16 protein-coding genes are annotated in these 15643 nt (G+C 57.0%); 8 read left to right on the top strand and 8 right to left on the bottom strand.

Annotated features, from left to right (window positions below; all coding sequences use genetic code 11):
- The first annotated feature begins 2 nt into the window (after positions 1-2).
- From MDG893_RS09050 to MDG893_RS09040, 3 genes are all read left to right on the top strand, one after another.
- Complete coding sequence (locus tag MDG893_RS09050) at positions 3-743, top strand: anti-sigma factor family protein (protein WP_007153460.1); 741 nt, start codon at positions 3-5, stop codon at positions 741-743.
- 98 nt (positions 744-841) lie between these two features.
- Positions 842-1126, top strand: a complete 285-nt coding sequence (locus MDG893_RS09045) for a hypothetical protein (protein WP_244264407.1) — start codon at positions 842-844, stop codon at positions 1124-1126.
- Positions 1127-1269: 143 nt separating this feature from the next.
- Positions 1270-2583, top strand: a complete 1314-nt coding sequence (locus MDG893_RS09040; protein WP_007153458.1) for a tetratricopeptide repeat protein — start codon at positions 1270-1272, stop codon at positions 2581-2583.
- A gap of 44 nt (positions 2584-2627) precedes the next feature.
- Here the strand turns inward: MDG893_RS09040 and MDG893_RS09035 are convergent, their stop codons facing one another.
- The 6 genes from MDG893_RS09035 to MDG893_RS09010 all read right to left on the bottom strand — a co-directional run bounded on the left by MDG893_RS09035 (position 2628) and on the right by MDG893_RS09010 (position 8877).
- The gene (locus MDG893_RS09035) at positions 2628-3548 is read right to left on the bottom strand and encodes a lipase family alpha/beta hydrolase (RefSeq protein ID WP_007153457.1); all 921 of its coding nucleotides are present in this window, start codon (positions 3546-3548) and stop codon (positions 2628-2630) included.
- Between the two features lie 339 nt (positions 3549-3887).
- Complete coding sequence (hemL, locus tag MDG893_RS09030; protein WP_007153456.1) at positions 3888-5168, bottom strand: glutamate-1-semialdehyde 2,1-aminomutase; 1281 nt, start codon at positions 5166-5168, stop codon at positions 3888-3890.
- A 3-nt stretch (positions 5169-5171) separates the two neighbouring features.
- Positions 5172-5885 carry a thiamine phosphate synthase gene (gene thiE, locus MDG893_RS09025; protein ID WP_007153455.1) on the bottom strand — a complete coding sequence of 238 codons (714 nt, stop codon included), beginning with the start codon at positions 5883-5885 and terminating at the stop codon, positions 5172-5174.
- On the bottom strand, positions 5873-6628 hold the full coding sequence (gene thiD / locus MDG893_RS09020; protein ID WP_244264409.1) for a bifunctional hydroxymethylpyrimidine kinase/phosphomethylpyrimidine kinase: 756 nt from the start codon (positions 6626-6628) through the stop codon (positions 5873-5875). Before thiD ends, thiE begins: the two co-directional genes overlap by 13 nt.
- A 44-nt stretch (positions 6629-6672) precedes the next feature.
- A complete protein-coding gene (gene hemJ / locus MDG893_RS09015) occupies positions 6673-7095 on the bottom strand; it encodes a protoporphyrinogen oxidase HemJ (protein ID WP_007153453.1) in 423 nt (140 codons plus the stop codon).
- 3 nt (positions 7096-7098) lie between these two features.
- Positions 7099-8877, bottom strand: coding sequence for a chloride channel protein (locus tag MDG893_RS09010; RefSeq protein ID WP_007153452.1), 1779 nt, complete (start codon positions 8875-8877; stop codon positions 7099-7101).
- Positions 8878-9008: 131 nt separating this feature from the next.
- On the opposite strand from MDG893_RS09010, the gene argC reads away from it, so the two are divergent.
- The 4 genes from argC (at position 9009) to erpA (ending at position 11689) form a co-directional block, all read left to right on the top strand.
- The gene (gene argC, locus MDG893_RS09005) at positions 9009-10046 is read left to right on the top strand and encodes an N-acetyl-gamma-glutamyl-phosphate reductase (RefSeq protein WP_007153451.1); all 1038 of its coding nucleotides are present in this window, start codon (positions 9009-9011) and stop codon (positions 10044-10046) included.
- A 9-nt stretch (positions 10047-10055) separates the two neighbouring features.
- The gene (locus tag MDG893_RS09000) at positions 10056-10796 is read left to right on the top strand and encodes a DUF6776 family protein (RefSeq protein WP_007153450.1); all 741 of its coding nucleotides are present in this window, start codon (positions 10056-10058) and stop codon (positions 10794-10796) included.
- A 1-nt stretch (position 10797) separates the two neighbouring features.
- Positions 10798-11274, top strand: coding sequence for a bactofilin family protein (locus MDG893_RS08995; RefSeq protein WP_007153449.1), 477 nt, complete (start codon positions 10798-10800; stop codon positions 11272-11274).
- A gap of 61 nt (positions 11275-11335) precedes the next feature.
- A complete protein-coding gene (gene erpA / locus MDG893_RS08990) occupies positions 11336-11689 on the top strand; it encodes an iron-sulfur cluster insertion protein ErpA (RefSeq protein ID WP_007153448.1) in 354 nt (117 codons plus the stop codon).
- Positions 11690-11698: 9 nt separating this feature from the next.
- Here the strand turns inward: erpA and MDG893_RS08985 are convergent, their stop codons facing one another.
- A complete protein-coding gene (locus MDG893_RS08985) occupies positions 11699-12796 on the bottom strand; it encodes an anhydro-N-acetylmuramic acid kinase (protein WP_007153447.1) in 1098 nt (365 codons plus the stop codon).
- Between the two features lie 5 nt (positions 12797-12801).
- On the bottom strand, positions 12802-14226 hold the full coding sequence (locus MDG893_RS08980) for a peptidoglycan DD-metalloendopeptidase family protein (protein ID WP_007153446.1): 1425 nt from the start codon (positions 14224-14226) through the stop codon (positions 12802-12804).
- A gap of 306 nt (positions 14227-14532) precedes the next feature.
- Here MDG893_RS08980 and tyrS point away from each other — a divergent pair.
- Positions 14533-15643, top strand: a 1111-nt coding sequence (gene tyrS / locus MDG893_RS08975) for a tyrosine--tRNA ligase (RefSeq protein WP_040474460.1), incomplete at its 3' end; no start/stop codon positions are given.

Raw genomic sequence — 15643 nt, 5'->3', positions numbered from 1 at the left:
TGATGGCAATGATGTGTGACGAGTGCAAAAACAATCTGGGTTCCTGGGCCAAGGCCGAGCTTTCGGCTGCTCAGGTTAACCGCCTTGAACAGCATCTTGCTGAGTGTGAGAGCTGTTCCGTTGCCTCACACAACGAGTTGGCGATCGTCACCGCGATGCGTGAAAGCCAAGAGATACCGCCCTCGTCGCCGGGTTTTGAGAAACAGGTTCTGGATGTCGCCATTGGAAGAGGGCGCCGGTCCCGCAAAAGCCTTGTGGACGACGGTAGGAGTGCACCGTGGGTGGGAGGTGCCATTGCGGCGGCCTTGGTCCTGGGAATTGCACTTGGTTTTGGCTGGCGTTCAGGCCAGGAACCGGCGGATGAGTTGGCGCAGATTAAAACGGATTCAGTAACCGATCATCGAGTAACCGTTGTTGATGAAAGCACGGATGAACACTCGGTCGTGAAGCCGGTTGCCCGGAATGTTCGGCTTGCGTTTCGCTCCAGAGAAGCGCTGCAGGGTGTTACTTTGACAGTGGAACTGCCGCCTCATGTAGAGGTGTCGGATTATCCCGGGCACCAAAGGTTGAGCTGGAGAGTTGATCTGGATAAAGGCGAAAATGTGGTCAACCTACCATTAAACATACTGTTCTCTGGTGAGGGTGAGCTGGTCGCTCATCTTGACGATGGCCAAAGAACCAAAACGTTTCGGGCCAGTCTCAACGGCCCATCCATAAATGGACGTCCGGAGCCCTCGTCATGATGTCGGGAATCTGGCAGAGAACGGTTTTTCTCGTCTGTCTCAGCCTGTTTTTGGTGGGACCGTCAGCGGTTTTTGCGAGTGATGATCTTGATGTGACCATGAGAATGGTCACAGACGACGAGGACCTTACGGAGTCTGTCGTGCGCGAGATCAACCTGCGTGAACCGGTATCACTTGGTCGACCGTCGGAAGATCGTGGTGCTGATAAGTCCGTTAACTCTGCGGATAAGGCCCGTGATGCCCGGGACGCACGCGAAAGAGGGCGAGAAGCCGCCAACGCAGCGTCAGAGCGGGCTCGGGAAGTCCGTAATGACAATGGACGAAAGGGGCGCCCTGAGTTGCCTGATCTGCCAGACGTCTCCAATCGCCCCGACCGGCCTTAGCTTTCCTTACCAACTATACGGCATCGTAACTTTCCTTCTGCGACGAAGCACTTCGTCAATTGCTATACTCCGGTTTTCGTCGTGCCCTCACTGAACGCGTCTGTTTTGAGGGGCGCCACCACAGCGTATTTCCGGAGTAAAGCTTGGGGTTCCCACGATCAGCCATTCTGTTTATTGCCCTGATGACCTCGACGCCTGCGGCGATAGCCATGGAGGTCATAAATAAACCGGATTTCGATGCCGGGGTGGAGGCCTTTCGGCAAGGAAATCTGGAAGAGGCTCGGATTTTTTTCGAGCGAGCACGTGCGTCTGGCTCCAACTCTCCATCCCTACTCTACAATCTCGGTGTTGTTTACTTCCGTCTCGGCGATCTCAAGTCGGCGGAGACAGTATTCCTGACGTTGCTGGAAACGCCTCATGCACCGCTGGCTTACTACAATCTCGGTCTGGTAAACCAGAGGATGGGGAACGTGGGCGACGCCCGCCAGTGGTTTGAACGCGCCGCCAGCCAGGATTCGCCTGAAGAAGTCCAAACGTTGGCTCGTCACCAACTGACGGACGCGACCGCGCAATCTTCATCGGATCAGCGCCATGGCAGTGGCTATCTCGCAGTCGTTGGCGGATACGACGACAATATTGCCGGGACCCCGGATGATGTATCCAGTGATAGGGAAGGTGGCTTTGCGGATGCTCTGGCGGCGGGAAGTGTTCAGCTCGGAGTGAAGGAGCTCAGCGTGCACGGGGTTGCCTTCACTCGCCAGTACCCTGGGAACTCAGCTTTTGATAACACTTATCTCAGCACCGGTGCGTTATGGCCGAAAGAGCTGGGGGGCGGAGAGCTCACATCAACCCTGAACCTGTCCGCTTCCTGGTTTGGAGGCGATCCCCTTGAGCGCGAGGCCCGAGTCGAGATGTTCTATCATCCTGATCGGTGCGTTTTGGCGCCTGTGGTCTCTAACGTTGAGTGCAGCTTAAGTGGTTCGGTTTCCAAGATTGACGGTGGCAGCGATTACAGCGCCTACGATGGAGAGATGCTGCGGTTCCGTGCCAGCGCTGATAAAGCGTTGGGAAGTTGGGTTCTGAGCGGTCACTATCAGTTGGAAGACAACCATCGAAGAGATCTGTCGACACAACAAGAGTTCTTCAGCGTATCTCCCATACGCAATCTTGTCGCGGCGGAAGTCCGCCACCATGTGTCGGGCCGATTTTCGTTGGGCGGCAAGGCCGATGTTCGCCACTCCCGCTACAAGGATGACCAACGATTTGTGTCGAATGGGGCGCTGGTTTCAGAGCGGCGTACGGATAACCGGTTGCGTGGTTCTCTGCTGGCGGAATACCGACTGGCCGGCCAATGGATGATGCTGGCGGAATGGAGCGTGCTGGATAACCGCAGTACCATTGAACGTTATGACTACAGCCGTCGGGAAGTGATGCTCGGGGTTGAGACCGTATTCTGAAGCCATGACGGGACATCCATATCCCGCCATGGCCTATGGCTTATTTAAAGCCCGGCATTTCTCAGGCGGTTGGCCTGCTGCCGGAAGACGGTCTTTGGATCAGTCTCGAACAGGCTATGCAGTCCAAGAGCCTGATTTACCTCGTCCAGGTGGTTCATGAAATAGTTATCACGAATCACTTTGCCAAAGTGGTTGCTGCAGCGCCCCACCAATCCATCATTGGGGCTGAAGGTAAACGCCAGGCTGGTGGTGCCCAAAAGCGCGTCGGATGGGTCCAGCACGTTGGTCAGTACGCCAGTGCCACCCCATGAATAAAAGCGCACACCGTTGCTGGAATAGGCACCTTCACCACAGGCACTGGCAGGAACGCCAGCAGGGGCGAAGTTGTTGAACTCGGCGCTGCCTTCGGTGGTCAGTGAGTAAAGGCTGGACTGAAGATCCTGGTTGTAGCCGCCACCGGAGAGCAGGTCGATCAGGCTGCCCAGTGCATTGCCCAGTGATGCCGCGAGACCTTCTGCCGGAGATCCGTAGATCAGGTCTGCAACCGGTGAGCCTTTGTGGGGAGAGCCCACAGAGGTTACCGAGGCTACCAGGTCCGGTCTTACCCGTGCTACGTATCGAGCGGTGGGCCCGCCATGGCTGTGGCCAATCAGGTTAACCTTGCCGTGCACCGCTGCGATTGAAGCGATCTGTGGCAGCAACGCCTCACCTCTGGCGATGGTGCTGTCCAGAGCGGGTACCTGGGTGGTGTAGACATCGGCTCCGTACTTGCGCAGGTCTTCGGCAATGCCATACCAGTAGTCCACACCCACAATTGAATCGAATCCGAACATACCGTGAACCAACACCACCGGATAGCGGGTGTCGGTGTAGTTGGAGGGCGTGGAATTCCACCACCAGGCCATTGATGGCGCCGACCATGCCAGTGCCACCAGCATGGCGAATACCTTGATCCATTGTTTCATTGTTGCACCTACAGTTTGCTGTTGTATTTATTGTCAAACTGCGGCTCGACCTAACAGGTTGTGCCGACTACTGCATTTTCGGGCAGTCCAAGGCAGTACTGCGTGGCGTCCGTGCGCTGACTTCTGTCTTGTGATTGTTAGATGGTCGCAGTCAGTGCATCTCATATCTGAGATCTGACCATAATTTGATCATGGGGTGGGCTAAGTCAACGGCAGGAGAGGCCGGGGCGGGTTGGGCGGTCAGAAGTGTGACGCGGGTCACCCCTGGGGCCCCGAAAGACATGTCCATGGGGTGGACGGAATTTCGGAGTCAGGGGCGGTGACCGCGATCATTACCGGTCAGAGCGTTTTCATGACACGGCGTGCCGCTTCCGTTGTCTGTCGGATGTCGTCATCACTCAGGGCGGCACTGGTAAAGCCGGCCTCAAAGGCTGACGGTGCCAGGTATACGCCTTCCTTCAGCATCCCCTGGAAGAACTTCTTGAACCGCTCAACGTCGCAGGCCATAACCTGATCGAAGCGGGTGATCTTGGGAGCATCGGTGAAGAAGAAGCCGAACATGGCGCCAGCACTTTGCACTGCCAATGGGACGCCGGTGCTGTCCGCAGCCTCCTTCAACCCATCGCGAACGGCGTTGGTCTTTTCCGTCAACCGGTCATGGAATCCTGGTTCTGAAATGGCGTTCAATGTAGCCAGTCCGGCACACATGGCCAGCGGGTTGCCACTCAGAGTGCCGGCTTGGTAGACCGGCCCCAGTGGCGAAATGTGTTCCATGATTTCCCGTTTGCCGCCAAACGCGCCAACGGGCAGGCCGCCGCCAATCACTTTGCCCAGAGCAGTCAGGTCTGGTGTGACACCGTAGAGGCCCTGAGCACCACCGAGAGAGACGCGGAAACCGGTCATCACCTCATCGAAAATCAATACCGTGCCGTGCTCGTCGCATACCTCCCGCAACGCTTCAAGGAAACCGGGTACAGGCGGTATGCAGTTCATATTGCCCGCCACTGGCTCAACGATGATGGCTGCGATCTCATCGCCCATTTTCGCGAAGGTTTCCCGAACGCTTTCAATATCGTTGAACGCCAGGGTCAACGTATGTTCCGCGAGGCTGGCGGGAATGCCCGGTGAGTTGGGGACGCCCAGGGTCAGTGCGCCGGAGCCGGCTTTCACCAGCAGGGAGTCCACGTGGCCGTGATAGCAGCCTTCGAATTTCACGATCTTATCTCGGCCGGTATAGCCGCGGGCGAGTCGAACTGTGCTCATGGTGGCCTCGGTGCCGGAATTAACCATGCGCACCAGGTCAATGGAAGGGACCAGTTCGCAGACCTTCTTGGCCATTTCGGTTTCGATTGCCGTCGGCGCGCCGTAACCGATGCCCTGGTCGACCTGAGCGTGGAGCGCATCCTTGATGATTTGGTTGCCGTGGCCAAGGATCATAGGCCCCCAGGAGCCGATATAGTCGATGTAGCGGCGATCGTCTTCGTCGTACAGGTAGGCGCCTTCGGCGTGCTTAAAAAACAGCGGGGTACCGCCGACTCCCCGAAAGGCCCGGACCGGAGAGTTGACGCCTCCCGGGATGTATTTCTGAGCCTGTTCGAACAGGGTTTCGGACTGGGTCATGGTTCAGGACTCCTCGGGTACGGACGATGAAAAAAGTGGGTGATGTTGCGCAAACAGCCTGGTAAACCGGCGTGCGCGCTCTTCAATGGCGGCAACGTCACCATCAAACAGGCCACCGACTACGGCCAGCAGGTCGGCGCCGGCGCGGATCAGGCCTTCGCCGTTGTCTGTGGTAATGCCGCCAATGGCGGTTACGGGTTTGCCAAACTGCCGTGACTTGGCCAGAACTGAGGGCTCGGCAACGGGTGCGTCAGGCTTCGTGGTTGAGTTAAAGAAGCGACCGAAGGCCAGGTAGTCGGCGCCGTCCGCATCCGCACGGGACGCCAGTGCCAGGTCGGCATGGCAGGTCGCACCGATAATGGCATAGTCACCAAGCTGCCGTCTGGCCTGGGCCAGGGAGCCATCGGACTGGCCCAAGTGCACGCCGGCGGCTCCGCAGCGTCGGGCCAGTTCGGGATCATCGTTGATGATCAGCGGCACCCGGGCGTTGTGGCAGAGGGCTGCCAGGTCCTGCGCCTGTTTCAGTCGTTCCGGCTCCGGCGCCTTCTTTTCACGGTATTGTACCAACACAGCCCCGCCCCGAAGGGCCGCCTCAACCGCGACTAACAGCCGATCTTCCGATAACAGCTGGCTGTCGGTAATGGCGTAGAGGCCTGGCTTCAGGCCCTTGGCGATGGCCTGGGCACTGAAGGTGCCGGAAGGCGTTAGCTCTGCCATGGAATGCCCCGGTCGGGTACTGGTTGCCCTTTGCCGACTCGCAGTGCATGCCGGATCGCACGGAGGACGTAGTTCTGCGCCTGGTCAATCGCTGCCCCGGCAGAGAGGCCTGATGCCCTGCCAGCGGCGATCGAAGCCGCCAGGGTGCACCCGGTGCCGTGATATTCACCACCAACCCGCTCAATGTAAAAACGGGAAGGTTCTTCGGTCTGGTGGTAGAGGGTGTTGATGATGTCCTCGCCTTCGCCATGCCCCCCCGTGGCCAGTACTGACTGGCAACCAGCGTCTAGCAGGTTGCGGGCGGCTTGCGTCGGGTCTTCGTCCTCGCCCAGCAGAGCCAATTCGATGCTGTTTGGCGTAATCATCTCGGCGTGTCGGAACAGGCGCGCCTTCATACGTGCAATCAGTGTTTCGTCGGCGAGGTCGCCGCCGCCGGCGGCCTTGATCACCGGATCGGAAATCAGCGGAATGTCAGGGTGGTTGGCGAGAAAGTCCACCAGCACATCCACCACATCGGCGTTGCCGAGGGCACCGGTTTTAATGGCATGAATGGGGGTGTCTCCGGCCAGGCATTCCAGTTGTTGGCGGACGATGTCCGGATCCGTTGCAGTGGCGTTGTATACGTTACGGGTGTCTTGCACGGTCAGGCAGGACAACACTGGCAGCGGGTGACAGCCCAGGGCGGTCACTGCCTGGATATCGGCCTGGATGCCGGCACCGCCGGAGGGATCCAAACCAGAAATAATCAGAACGTGAGGACGGCTGTGAAGGTTGATAGTCTGGCTCCTCAGAAGGGTTTGACGACAGCGAGAATGACAACGGCGACCAGTGCCAGAACGGGCATCTCGTTAAACCAGCGGTAGAACACATGGCTACGGGTGTTCTGGTCATCGCGGAACACCTTCACCAGATGTCCGCAGTAGAAGTGGTAGCCGATCAGCAGGACAACCAACAACAGTTTGGCGTGAATCCAGCCCTGGCTCATGTAACCCTCGACATTGTAACCGATGAGCCAGAGACCAAAAACAACCGTTGCCACCATCGACGGTGTGGTGATTCCGCGATAGAGCTTGCGCTCCATGATCTTGAAGCGCTGGCGGCCAGGTTCGTCCTCACAGGCGGCGTGATAGACGAACAGTCTTGGCAGGTAGAAAAGGCCGGCGAACCAGCACACCATGGACACAATATGCAGGGCTTTGACCCACAGCATTTATCAACTCCGTCGGTATTGGTAGTAGCTCTCGATATCCGATTTCAGCACAACGCCGTAGACGCGTTGTATCATCGGGGCAACATGGCGCTGCACGTAGAGGGCCTCTACGTTGGTCTGGTCAAACTCGTTCAGTGCTTCTTCCAGGGTTGCCTGATACTGCACAGGTGCGATGTCCCGGCGATTGGCGGGAATGTCCATCAGGTCAATCTGCTCCGATGTCGTGTCTTCTTCGCTGGCCGTTGCTGGCGCTTTGGTGTCTTCCATGTAGCGAGCGAGATCCACCGCCGGCAGCAGGCCAGTGGGGCCGCTACTGCCTTCCACCACTAACCACTTTGGTTCGGATTTGAGGATTTTTCTGGCTTCTTCTCGCGACAGGAAGCGTTCGGTGCGCAGGATATTCCTGTCCATGATGGCGCCAACGGACACACGTCGTAAAGCCTGGATAACCGGTGAGTTCTGGTAGCTCAGGCCCTGGCTCTTGAGTATGGTCAGAAACAAAGACTTCTTGCCGAAGGCCTCGCTGGTGACCAGGCTTGAGGTGGTAATGATCAGCATGCCCGGCAGAATGATGTTGGGATTCCTTGTGAGCTCCATCAGCGCCATGAGTGCCGCCAGTGGTGCCTGCAGCACGGCCCCCATCATGGCGCCCATGCCCAACATGGCGTAAAAGCCCACGGACGATGCCATATCTGGCAGTATCTGGGCCCCGATTAACCCCATGGCCCCTCCCAATGTGGCTCCCATGAACAGGGTGGGGCCAATTACGCCGCTGGGCATGCCAAGGCCAAGGGTGACCGAGGTGATCAACAACTTGGCGATGCCAGCGCCCAGCAAGAGCCAAAAGGGTAACTGGTTGTCGATCGTGAACTGGACCGTGTCGTATCCGATCCCCATCACTTCCGGTACAACAATGGCAAAAGGCACCATGAGAAGTCCGGCGATGGTGAGCCGCAGCAATACCGGCCGGTGATGATGTCGGCCGGTGGTGTCAATCAGTTGTATAAAGGCTGCCGCTGCGATCCCGATAATGATCGCAATGGCGATAATCCACGGGATTTCCAGCAGGGAGTTCATGGTGAGTGGCGGCACACTGAACGCTGGCTCCGAGCCATACGCGGCCTGGGTGACCACCGCCGCGGTAACGGATGCCAGGATGATGGGGGTGAAACCGGCGATGGTGTATTCCATCATCACCACCTCCATGGCAAAAATAACGCCAGAAATGGGCGTATTGAACGACGCGGAAATGGCGGCTGCGCAGCCGCAGGCAACCAGGGTCCGGATGCTGTTATTGGGGAGCCGCATCCATTGCCCCATCAGGCTGGAGATAGCTGCCCCAAGATGTACGGCGGGTCCTTCCCGGCCGGCAGATTGGCCGGTAACAACGGTGCTGACACCGGTGGCGAACTGGACGAGGGCGCTGCGAACGGAAATGTAGCCCTGATGGTAGTTCAGGCGTTCCATAACGTGCACGATGCCCACCTTGCGGTCGTGTGTTGCCAGGTTGTGCATCAGCAGGCCCAGCCCGATGGCGCCGGCCAACGGCAGGATCGCGCGGGTGAGAATGTCCAGCTCTTCAAACGCTTCGGAACCGTCGCCAGGCAGGAAGTACTCGAGTGGCCATTCGATGGCCAGGCGAAAAACCAGAATAACGCCACCGGTAAACAGGCCGGATAGCAATCCGAGAACTGCCAGTTGCGGCAAAGCGTCGACACCGGACAGCCGGCGTCGGAAAACCGGGATCAGATTTTCAGTAATCTTGTTTCTCAGTTTACGCATGAGCGCCGGTTTTCCAGAGACGAGTGGTTTCTTGACGATATTGTAACCAGCGCCGGTCGGGCTGCAATAAGTCATTGGTTTATCATGTTAGACTATGTGTGTTATGAACTCGATTTCAGCTGGAGAAACAGGTGATAAAAGTAGGCATTGTAGGTGGAACCGGTTATACCGGTGTTGAGCTTCTGAGGATTCTTACGGTTCATCCGGACGTCACGGTGAGTTGCATCACCTCGCGTTCCGAGGCTGGCATGCCAGTCGCTGATATGTATCCGAACCTTCGCGGCCACTACGACCTTGCCTTTTCCGAGCCGGACGTAAAAACGCTGGCAGCCTGTGATCTGGTCTTTTTCGCCACGCCTCACGGTGTGGCCATGCGAATGATGCCGGAACTGATGGCTGCCGGAACTCGTGTCGTGGATTTATCAGCGGACTTCCGCCTCCGGGATCTGGATGTCTGGGCCGAGTGGTACGGCATGCCCCATGAAAGTCCCGAATGGGCGGAGAAGGCGGTTTACGGCCTGCCGGAAGTGGTGCGGGACAAGATTCGCACAGCACAACTGGTGGCTAATCCGGGTTGTTATCCCACCGCTGTCCAGCTGGGTTTCCTGCCGTTGCTTGAGAGCGGGCTGGTCGATCCGTCGCGACTGATTGCGGATGCCAAGTCAGGCGCCAGTGGTGCCGGGCGTCAGGGCAAGATCGGCATGTTGCACGGTGAGGTGGGGGAGAGCTTCAAGGCCTATGGCGCATCCGGCCATCGCCATCTCCCGGAAATTCGTCAGGGCCTGTCCCAGGCGGCGGGTGTTGATGTTGGTGTTACCTTCGTGCCACACCTGATTCCGATGGTCCGGGGGATCGAGGCAACGCTTTACGCGGAGCTTAGGAACCCTGCTGATTTTGACCGTCTCCAGGCGCTGTTTGAAAACCGCTTCCGGGATGAGCCTTTCGTGGACGTCATGCCATTTGGCAGCCATCCGGAAACCCGCAGTGTTCGTGGTGCCAACAACTGTCGTATGGCCCTTCACCGGCAGGAGCAGAGCAACATTGTGATCGTTTCATCGGTCATTGATAACCTGGTAAAAGGTGCGGCAGGGCAGGCGGTCCAGAACATGAACATCATGTTTGACCTCAAGGAAACCCTCGGGCTGGAAGCGCCCGCCCTGCTACCATAGGTCTGACCGGTGAGCGAACACAGAAAACCCGCTGAAGAATACGTTGTCATCCGGCATCGCCCAGGTTACCGACTGCGCCGCAGTTTGATATTGCTGACGTTTTCCGTCATCGCTGCGATTCTGGGGTATGTCACCGGTATGGCGCAGGGTGGATTCCGTTTTTCAACTGCCGAGCAGTCCCGCGACCTGCTGGAAGAACAGGTTGAGGACCTTCGAGAACAAAACCGTGAGGCCAGCCAGCAACTGGTCAACCTGGAGCGGGGGCGAACCATAGATGCACAAGCTCTGAATCAGGCGAGAAGGAGCATTGTTGATCTGGAAACCCGGATCGCGTCACTGAAAGCGGATCTGACTTTCTATAAAAACATCATGGCGCCTTCGGAAACCAGTAAAGGGCTGCAGGTTGATCGGTTCACGATGCAGCAGGGGCGCCAGGACGACACCTACGGTTTCAAGCTGGTGCTCACCCAAATTGGTGACAACAAGAGTTACATATCGGGCGTGGTTGCGGTGAACGTCATTGGTATGCGGAATGATGAGAAAGAAGTGATCGCGCTGAGGGATCTGTCCGACGATATCGACGATCTGGGCGTCAAGTTCCGCTTCCGGTATTTTCAGGATGTAGAGGGGCTTTTACGAGTGCCAGACGGTTTCGAGCCGGTTGAGCTGCAGGTGGTCGCCCGTGCAGAAGGCAGTAAATCGTCCCAGGCCGAACGAACTTTTGATTGGGATGAATTGACGGAGAACTAAAATGCTTGGCAAAAAGAAACAGAAACCTAGGCGTCCCGCTGGGCACTTCGATACCCTGGTTTCGTCCCGCACGACGGTCAAGGGGGATGTGCATTTCTCCGGCGGGCTGCATGTGGATGGCACTATTCGCGGCCGGGTTGTTGCCGAGGAGGGTGGCGATGCGGTGTTAAGAGTGTCTGAAGTGGGGTCCGTGGAGGGGGACATCGTCGCCCCTCATGTGATTGTAAACGGTACGGTTCATGGTGATGTCTACGCATCAACGCACCTTGAACTGGCCGAAAAGGCCTCCATCCATGGCAACGTCTATTACAATCTGATCGAGATGGCTATGGGGGCGTCCGTTAACGGGAGTCTGGTTCACCAGAACGAGCCCGCGGGTTTGTTGAGCAGAGACAAACCGTATGACGCTGCCGGCAAAGCCGTTCCTGACGAGAAGTCGGAGGAGGAAGAGTCGGTAGAGGTGCCTGACAAGGAATAGTTGATTGTTTTAGTCAGGAATATGATAATCAGGTCAGATTTTTCTGTAACCGGAGGCGGACTTGAGTGTAGTTCAGCAACAGGCAATCACACCGCTGTTCTTAAGCGACAGCGCGGTATCCAAAGTACGGGAGCTGGTGGATGAAGAGGGTAACTCTGACCTCAAGCTTCGCGTGTTTGTGACCGGTGGCGGCTGTTCAGGCTTCCAATATGGTTTCTCATTCGATGAAGCGCAGGATGAGGAAGACACGGTCATCGAAAGGGATGGCGTTATGTTGCTTGTGGATCCTATGAGTTACCAGTATCTGGTTGGAGCAACTGTGGATTATCAGGAAGGGTTACAGGGGTCGCAGTTTGTCGTTCAGAACCCCAATGCCAGCTCCACCTGCGGCTGTGGTAGCTCCTTTTCGATCTGACGCGCGTGCTCAGGCGTAGTACACCGCCCCAAGTATTCTTTTCCCCTCTGCGCCTGTAACTTCTGGAACATTTCCAGGCTTGCCGGCCAGTGTCTGGCTTGCGAGCCAGGCAAAGGCCGCGGGTTCTACCCATTGCGGGTCCAGGCCCAGGTCTTCAGTTGACGCGAGGCGGGCCGGGCTGCAGGTTCGCTGCAGTGCCCGCATCAGAATCCTGTTTTTAGCACCGCCCCCACATGCAAATATGGTCATCCCCGGCGATTGCGGCAACTGCTGAGCAACAGACACCGCCGTCAACTCGAGGAGGGTGCGTTGTACATCGGCGCCGGAGAGGTCGGGGTGACGACGTAATTGGGTCTTGATCCACTCAATATTGAATTTTTCGGTACCCGTACTCTTGGGTGGCTGTCGCGAAAAGTAGGCATCCGAAAGCAGGTCGCTTAGCAGCGCCTGGTTGATTTCACCTTCCTCGGCCCATGCGCCATCTTCGTCAAACGCCCGGCCAGTCTGATCCATGCACCAGGCGTCCATTAGCGCATTCGCGGGCCCTGTATCAAAACCGACGATCGGCTCATTGTTGTCCGCTGGAAGGTAGGTAATATTGGCGATGCCGCCAAGGTTAAGGATGCACCGGCCCTCGCCTTCAGAGCTAAAGAAGGCTCTATGAAACGCCGGCACCAGTGGCGCGCCTTGACCGCCTGCCGCCAGATCTCGCCGCCTGAAGTCCGCCACCGTCGTGATGCCGGTTCGCTCCGTGATAACGGTGGGATCGCCAATCTGCAGAGAAAAGGGTGCTGAACTATCAGGGTGGTGTCTTAGGGTCTGGCCGTGACTGCCGATGGCGTTGATGGACGAGGCCGGGAAACCGGACTTGCCGATCACGGTCTCCGCTGCGAGGGCGAACAGTGAGCCGACGGCGTGATCAAGTTCGCCGACGTCATCTGCCGTTCCCCGGTTCTGACTGAGATTGAATAGCCGTCGGCGTATGTCGTCTGGGTAAGCGGTGGTGTGGGTGGCATGCACCTGGATTGTTTGGCCGCTGAACGACACCAGTATGGCATCAATGCCGTCCATACTGGTGCCTGACATCAATCCAATCCAGGCTTTCATTCAGTTCACTCGTCAGCGGCCAGGGCCAGATGCTGGTAGTTCTGGCGGAACAGTTCGAACTTGGCAACCTGCTGCTCTGCAAATCCCTTGAAGCGGGCCATTTCTGACTTGGGAACCGGTTTCGCATCAGGGAGCTTGACCGTCCGTGAGTTTCTCGGAGAGCCGTTGATCCGGAACTCGTAATGCAGATGCGGGCCGGTGACCATGCCGGAAGAGCCAACATGGCCAACGGTGTCACCCTGTTTGACCTTGGTGCCGGTTTTGATGCCTTTGCCGAGACGGCTCATGTGGGCGTAGAGAGTGGTAATGTTGTCGCCGTGCTTGAGAATGACCGTACGGCCATAGCCGCCTTTCCATCCGGCAAACTGCACCCTGCCGTGGCCTGCTGCCTTAATAGGAGTGCCTGGAGGCGCGGCGTAGTCAGTGCCTTCGTGCGGGCGAACGACATCCAACACCGGGTGGCGACGCTGAAGATTAAAGGAAGAAGACACGCGGGCATTGATCGGCGTGCGCAGGAATGCCTTACGCATGCTGCTGCCGTCCGGGCTGTAATAGTCGGTATCACCGTTACTGTCGGTGTACTGAAGGGCAATGACTTCTTTGCCGCGATTGATAAACCGGGCAGACAGGATGTTGCCAGTATCGAACTTCTCGCCGTCCAGATACAGTTCCTCATACACTACTTCGAACCGGTCGCCCTTACGAACGTCGTATACGAAGTCGATGTTCCAGCCGAAGATACCAGCCATTTCCATGGCCAGTCTGTCGCTCATTCCGGCTTCGCGCGCCGCCACATAAAGGGAACCGTCAATAACGCCTGACGCAAATGCTGGTTTGACGTCGGGCTCACGGACGACGGTTTCGCCGGAATAACCATCTTCGGTTTTTTCAACGTGAAGGGTTTCCAGCAGGTTGCGTTGGAGGTCAATGGCGGCGAGTTCGCCGGCATCATCGGTTGCAAACGCGATGGTTTCGCCGGCATAGAGCCGCTGAAGTTTATCGGCTTCGCCAGAGCCATGGATGACAGACAGCATGATGCCGTCGTTGAAGCCGGCCTTGCCGAACAGGGATGAAAGTGTGTCGCCGGACTTGATCTTGTATTCCTGCCATTGCAACACTGGCTCACTGACCTCAGCCATGGCCGCAGCGGTATCGAGTGCCTCGGGTAGCTGAGGCTCGCTGCCGATGGATGCCAATTCAGGTGCTGCTGTGGCTTCTTCAGGCGTCTTGTCGGCAGCGGGCTCGGGCTTCTCGCTCAAGCGGGGAGCTGGCTTGCCTGATGCCTTGACGGTGCCTTCGTCGAGATCCAGCGAATAAGCCATTCTATTGGCTTCTACATCGGCGCTGGGGCTCATCAAGATAGCGGCCGCTACGACAACACTGGTCGCTGCGGCAATGGTGATATGGGTTTTCGGAAACATTTTCAGCACGTGTCGCGTCCGTTTTAATCGGTATTCCGGTAGGTTGTACTACCTAATTAAAGCTGTTGTTCAAGTATAGTCCAACAGATTACCGTATAAAATGCGCTCAGGACAGCATCAAACATTACCGTTACTGGCATACTGGCCGGATTTCTGAGGCCGGGATTGTTATAATACCCGGCCATAAATACGCGGCTTTGTTCAAAAACTGAGCAGGTACACTTTAACAGGGGTGCTGGTAACGCACAGATTTCTTTTGTAGATCTCTGTAACCGTCGCCCGGCCCGAACGATCAGAATTGAGGATGTGTGGTACATGGCATCTATTGATGAGGCACTGGCCGTTATCAAACGCGGCATGGATGAATTGATCCCCGAGGAAGGGTTGATTGAGAAGCTCCGGGAGGGGCGCCCCCTCAGGATAAAGGCCGGATTCGATCCCACGGCCCCTGATCTCCACTTGGGCCATACGGTTCTGATCAACAAACTGCGACAGTTCCAGGACCTGGGGCATGAGGTGATCTTCCTTATTGGGGATTTCACGGGAATGATCGGTGACCCCACCGGCAAGAGTGCAACCCGTCCGCCTCTGACCGAAGCTCAGGTTGCCGCCAATGCCATTACCTATAAAGAGCAGGTGTTCAAGATCCTGGATCAGGAAAAGACACGTGTGGTGTTTAACTCCGACTGGATGAGCAAGCTTTCTGCGGCTGACATGATTCGTCTGGCGGGCCAGTATACGGTTGCCCGTATGCTCGAGCGCGATGATTTCACCAAGCGCTACCGTGCCGAGCAGCCTATCGCCATCCATGAGTTCCTGTATCCACTGGTTCAGGGGTACGATTCGGTTGCCCTCGAGGCTGATGTCGAGTTGGGGGGGACGGACCAGAAGTTCAATCTGTTGATGGGGCGGATTCTCCAAAAGCACTATGGTCAGAAACCACAGGCTGTATTGACCATGCCGTTGCTGGAAGGGCTGGATGGTGTCCAGAAGATGTCAAAGTCGTTGGGCAACTATGTAGGCGTTAATGATTCGCCGGGTGAAATGTACACCAAGCTGTTGTCCATGCCGGATGATCTTCTGTGGCGTTATTTTGAGTTGCTGAGTTTCAGGCCGTTGGCGGAAGTGGAAGAGTTTCGTGCGGCAGTGTCCGGAGGTGCAAATCCCCAGGACTATAAAAAGCTGCTGGCAGAAGAAATTATCACTCGCTTTCACGACGCTGAGGCGGCGGCGACAGCGCACAAGTCCGCGGGTAATCGGGTTGGCCTGGGTGAAATACCTGAGAACGTGCCAACTATCGAGGTTTCCCTCGCCGGGCAGGAGCAGTTGCCTGTCGCTACAGTGCTTCGTCTGGCCGGGTTGGTGAAGAATGGGGCGGCCGCCAGAGATGTGCTTGGGCGTGGTGCTGTCTTTATTGATGGTGAGA

It is taken from the genome of Marinobacter algicola DG893 (assembly GCF_000170835.1).
GTDB lineage: Bacteria > Pseudomonadota > Gammaproteobacteria > Pseudomonadales > Oleiphilaceae > Marinobacter > Marinobacter algicola.
This window is presented reverse-complemented; position numbering and strand designations above follow the sequence as displayed.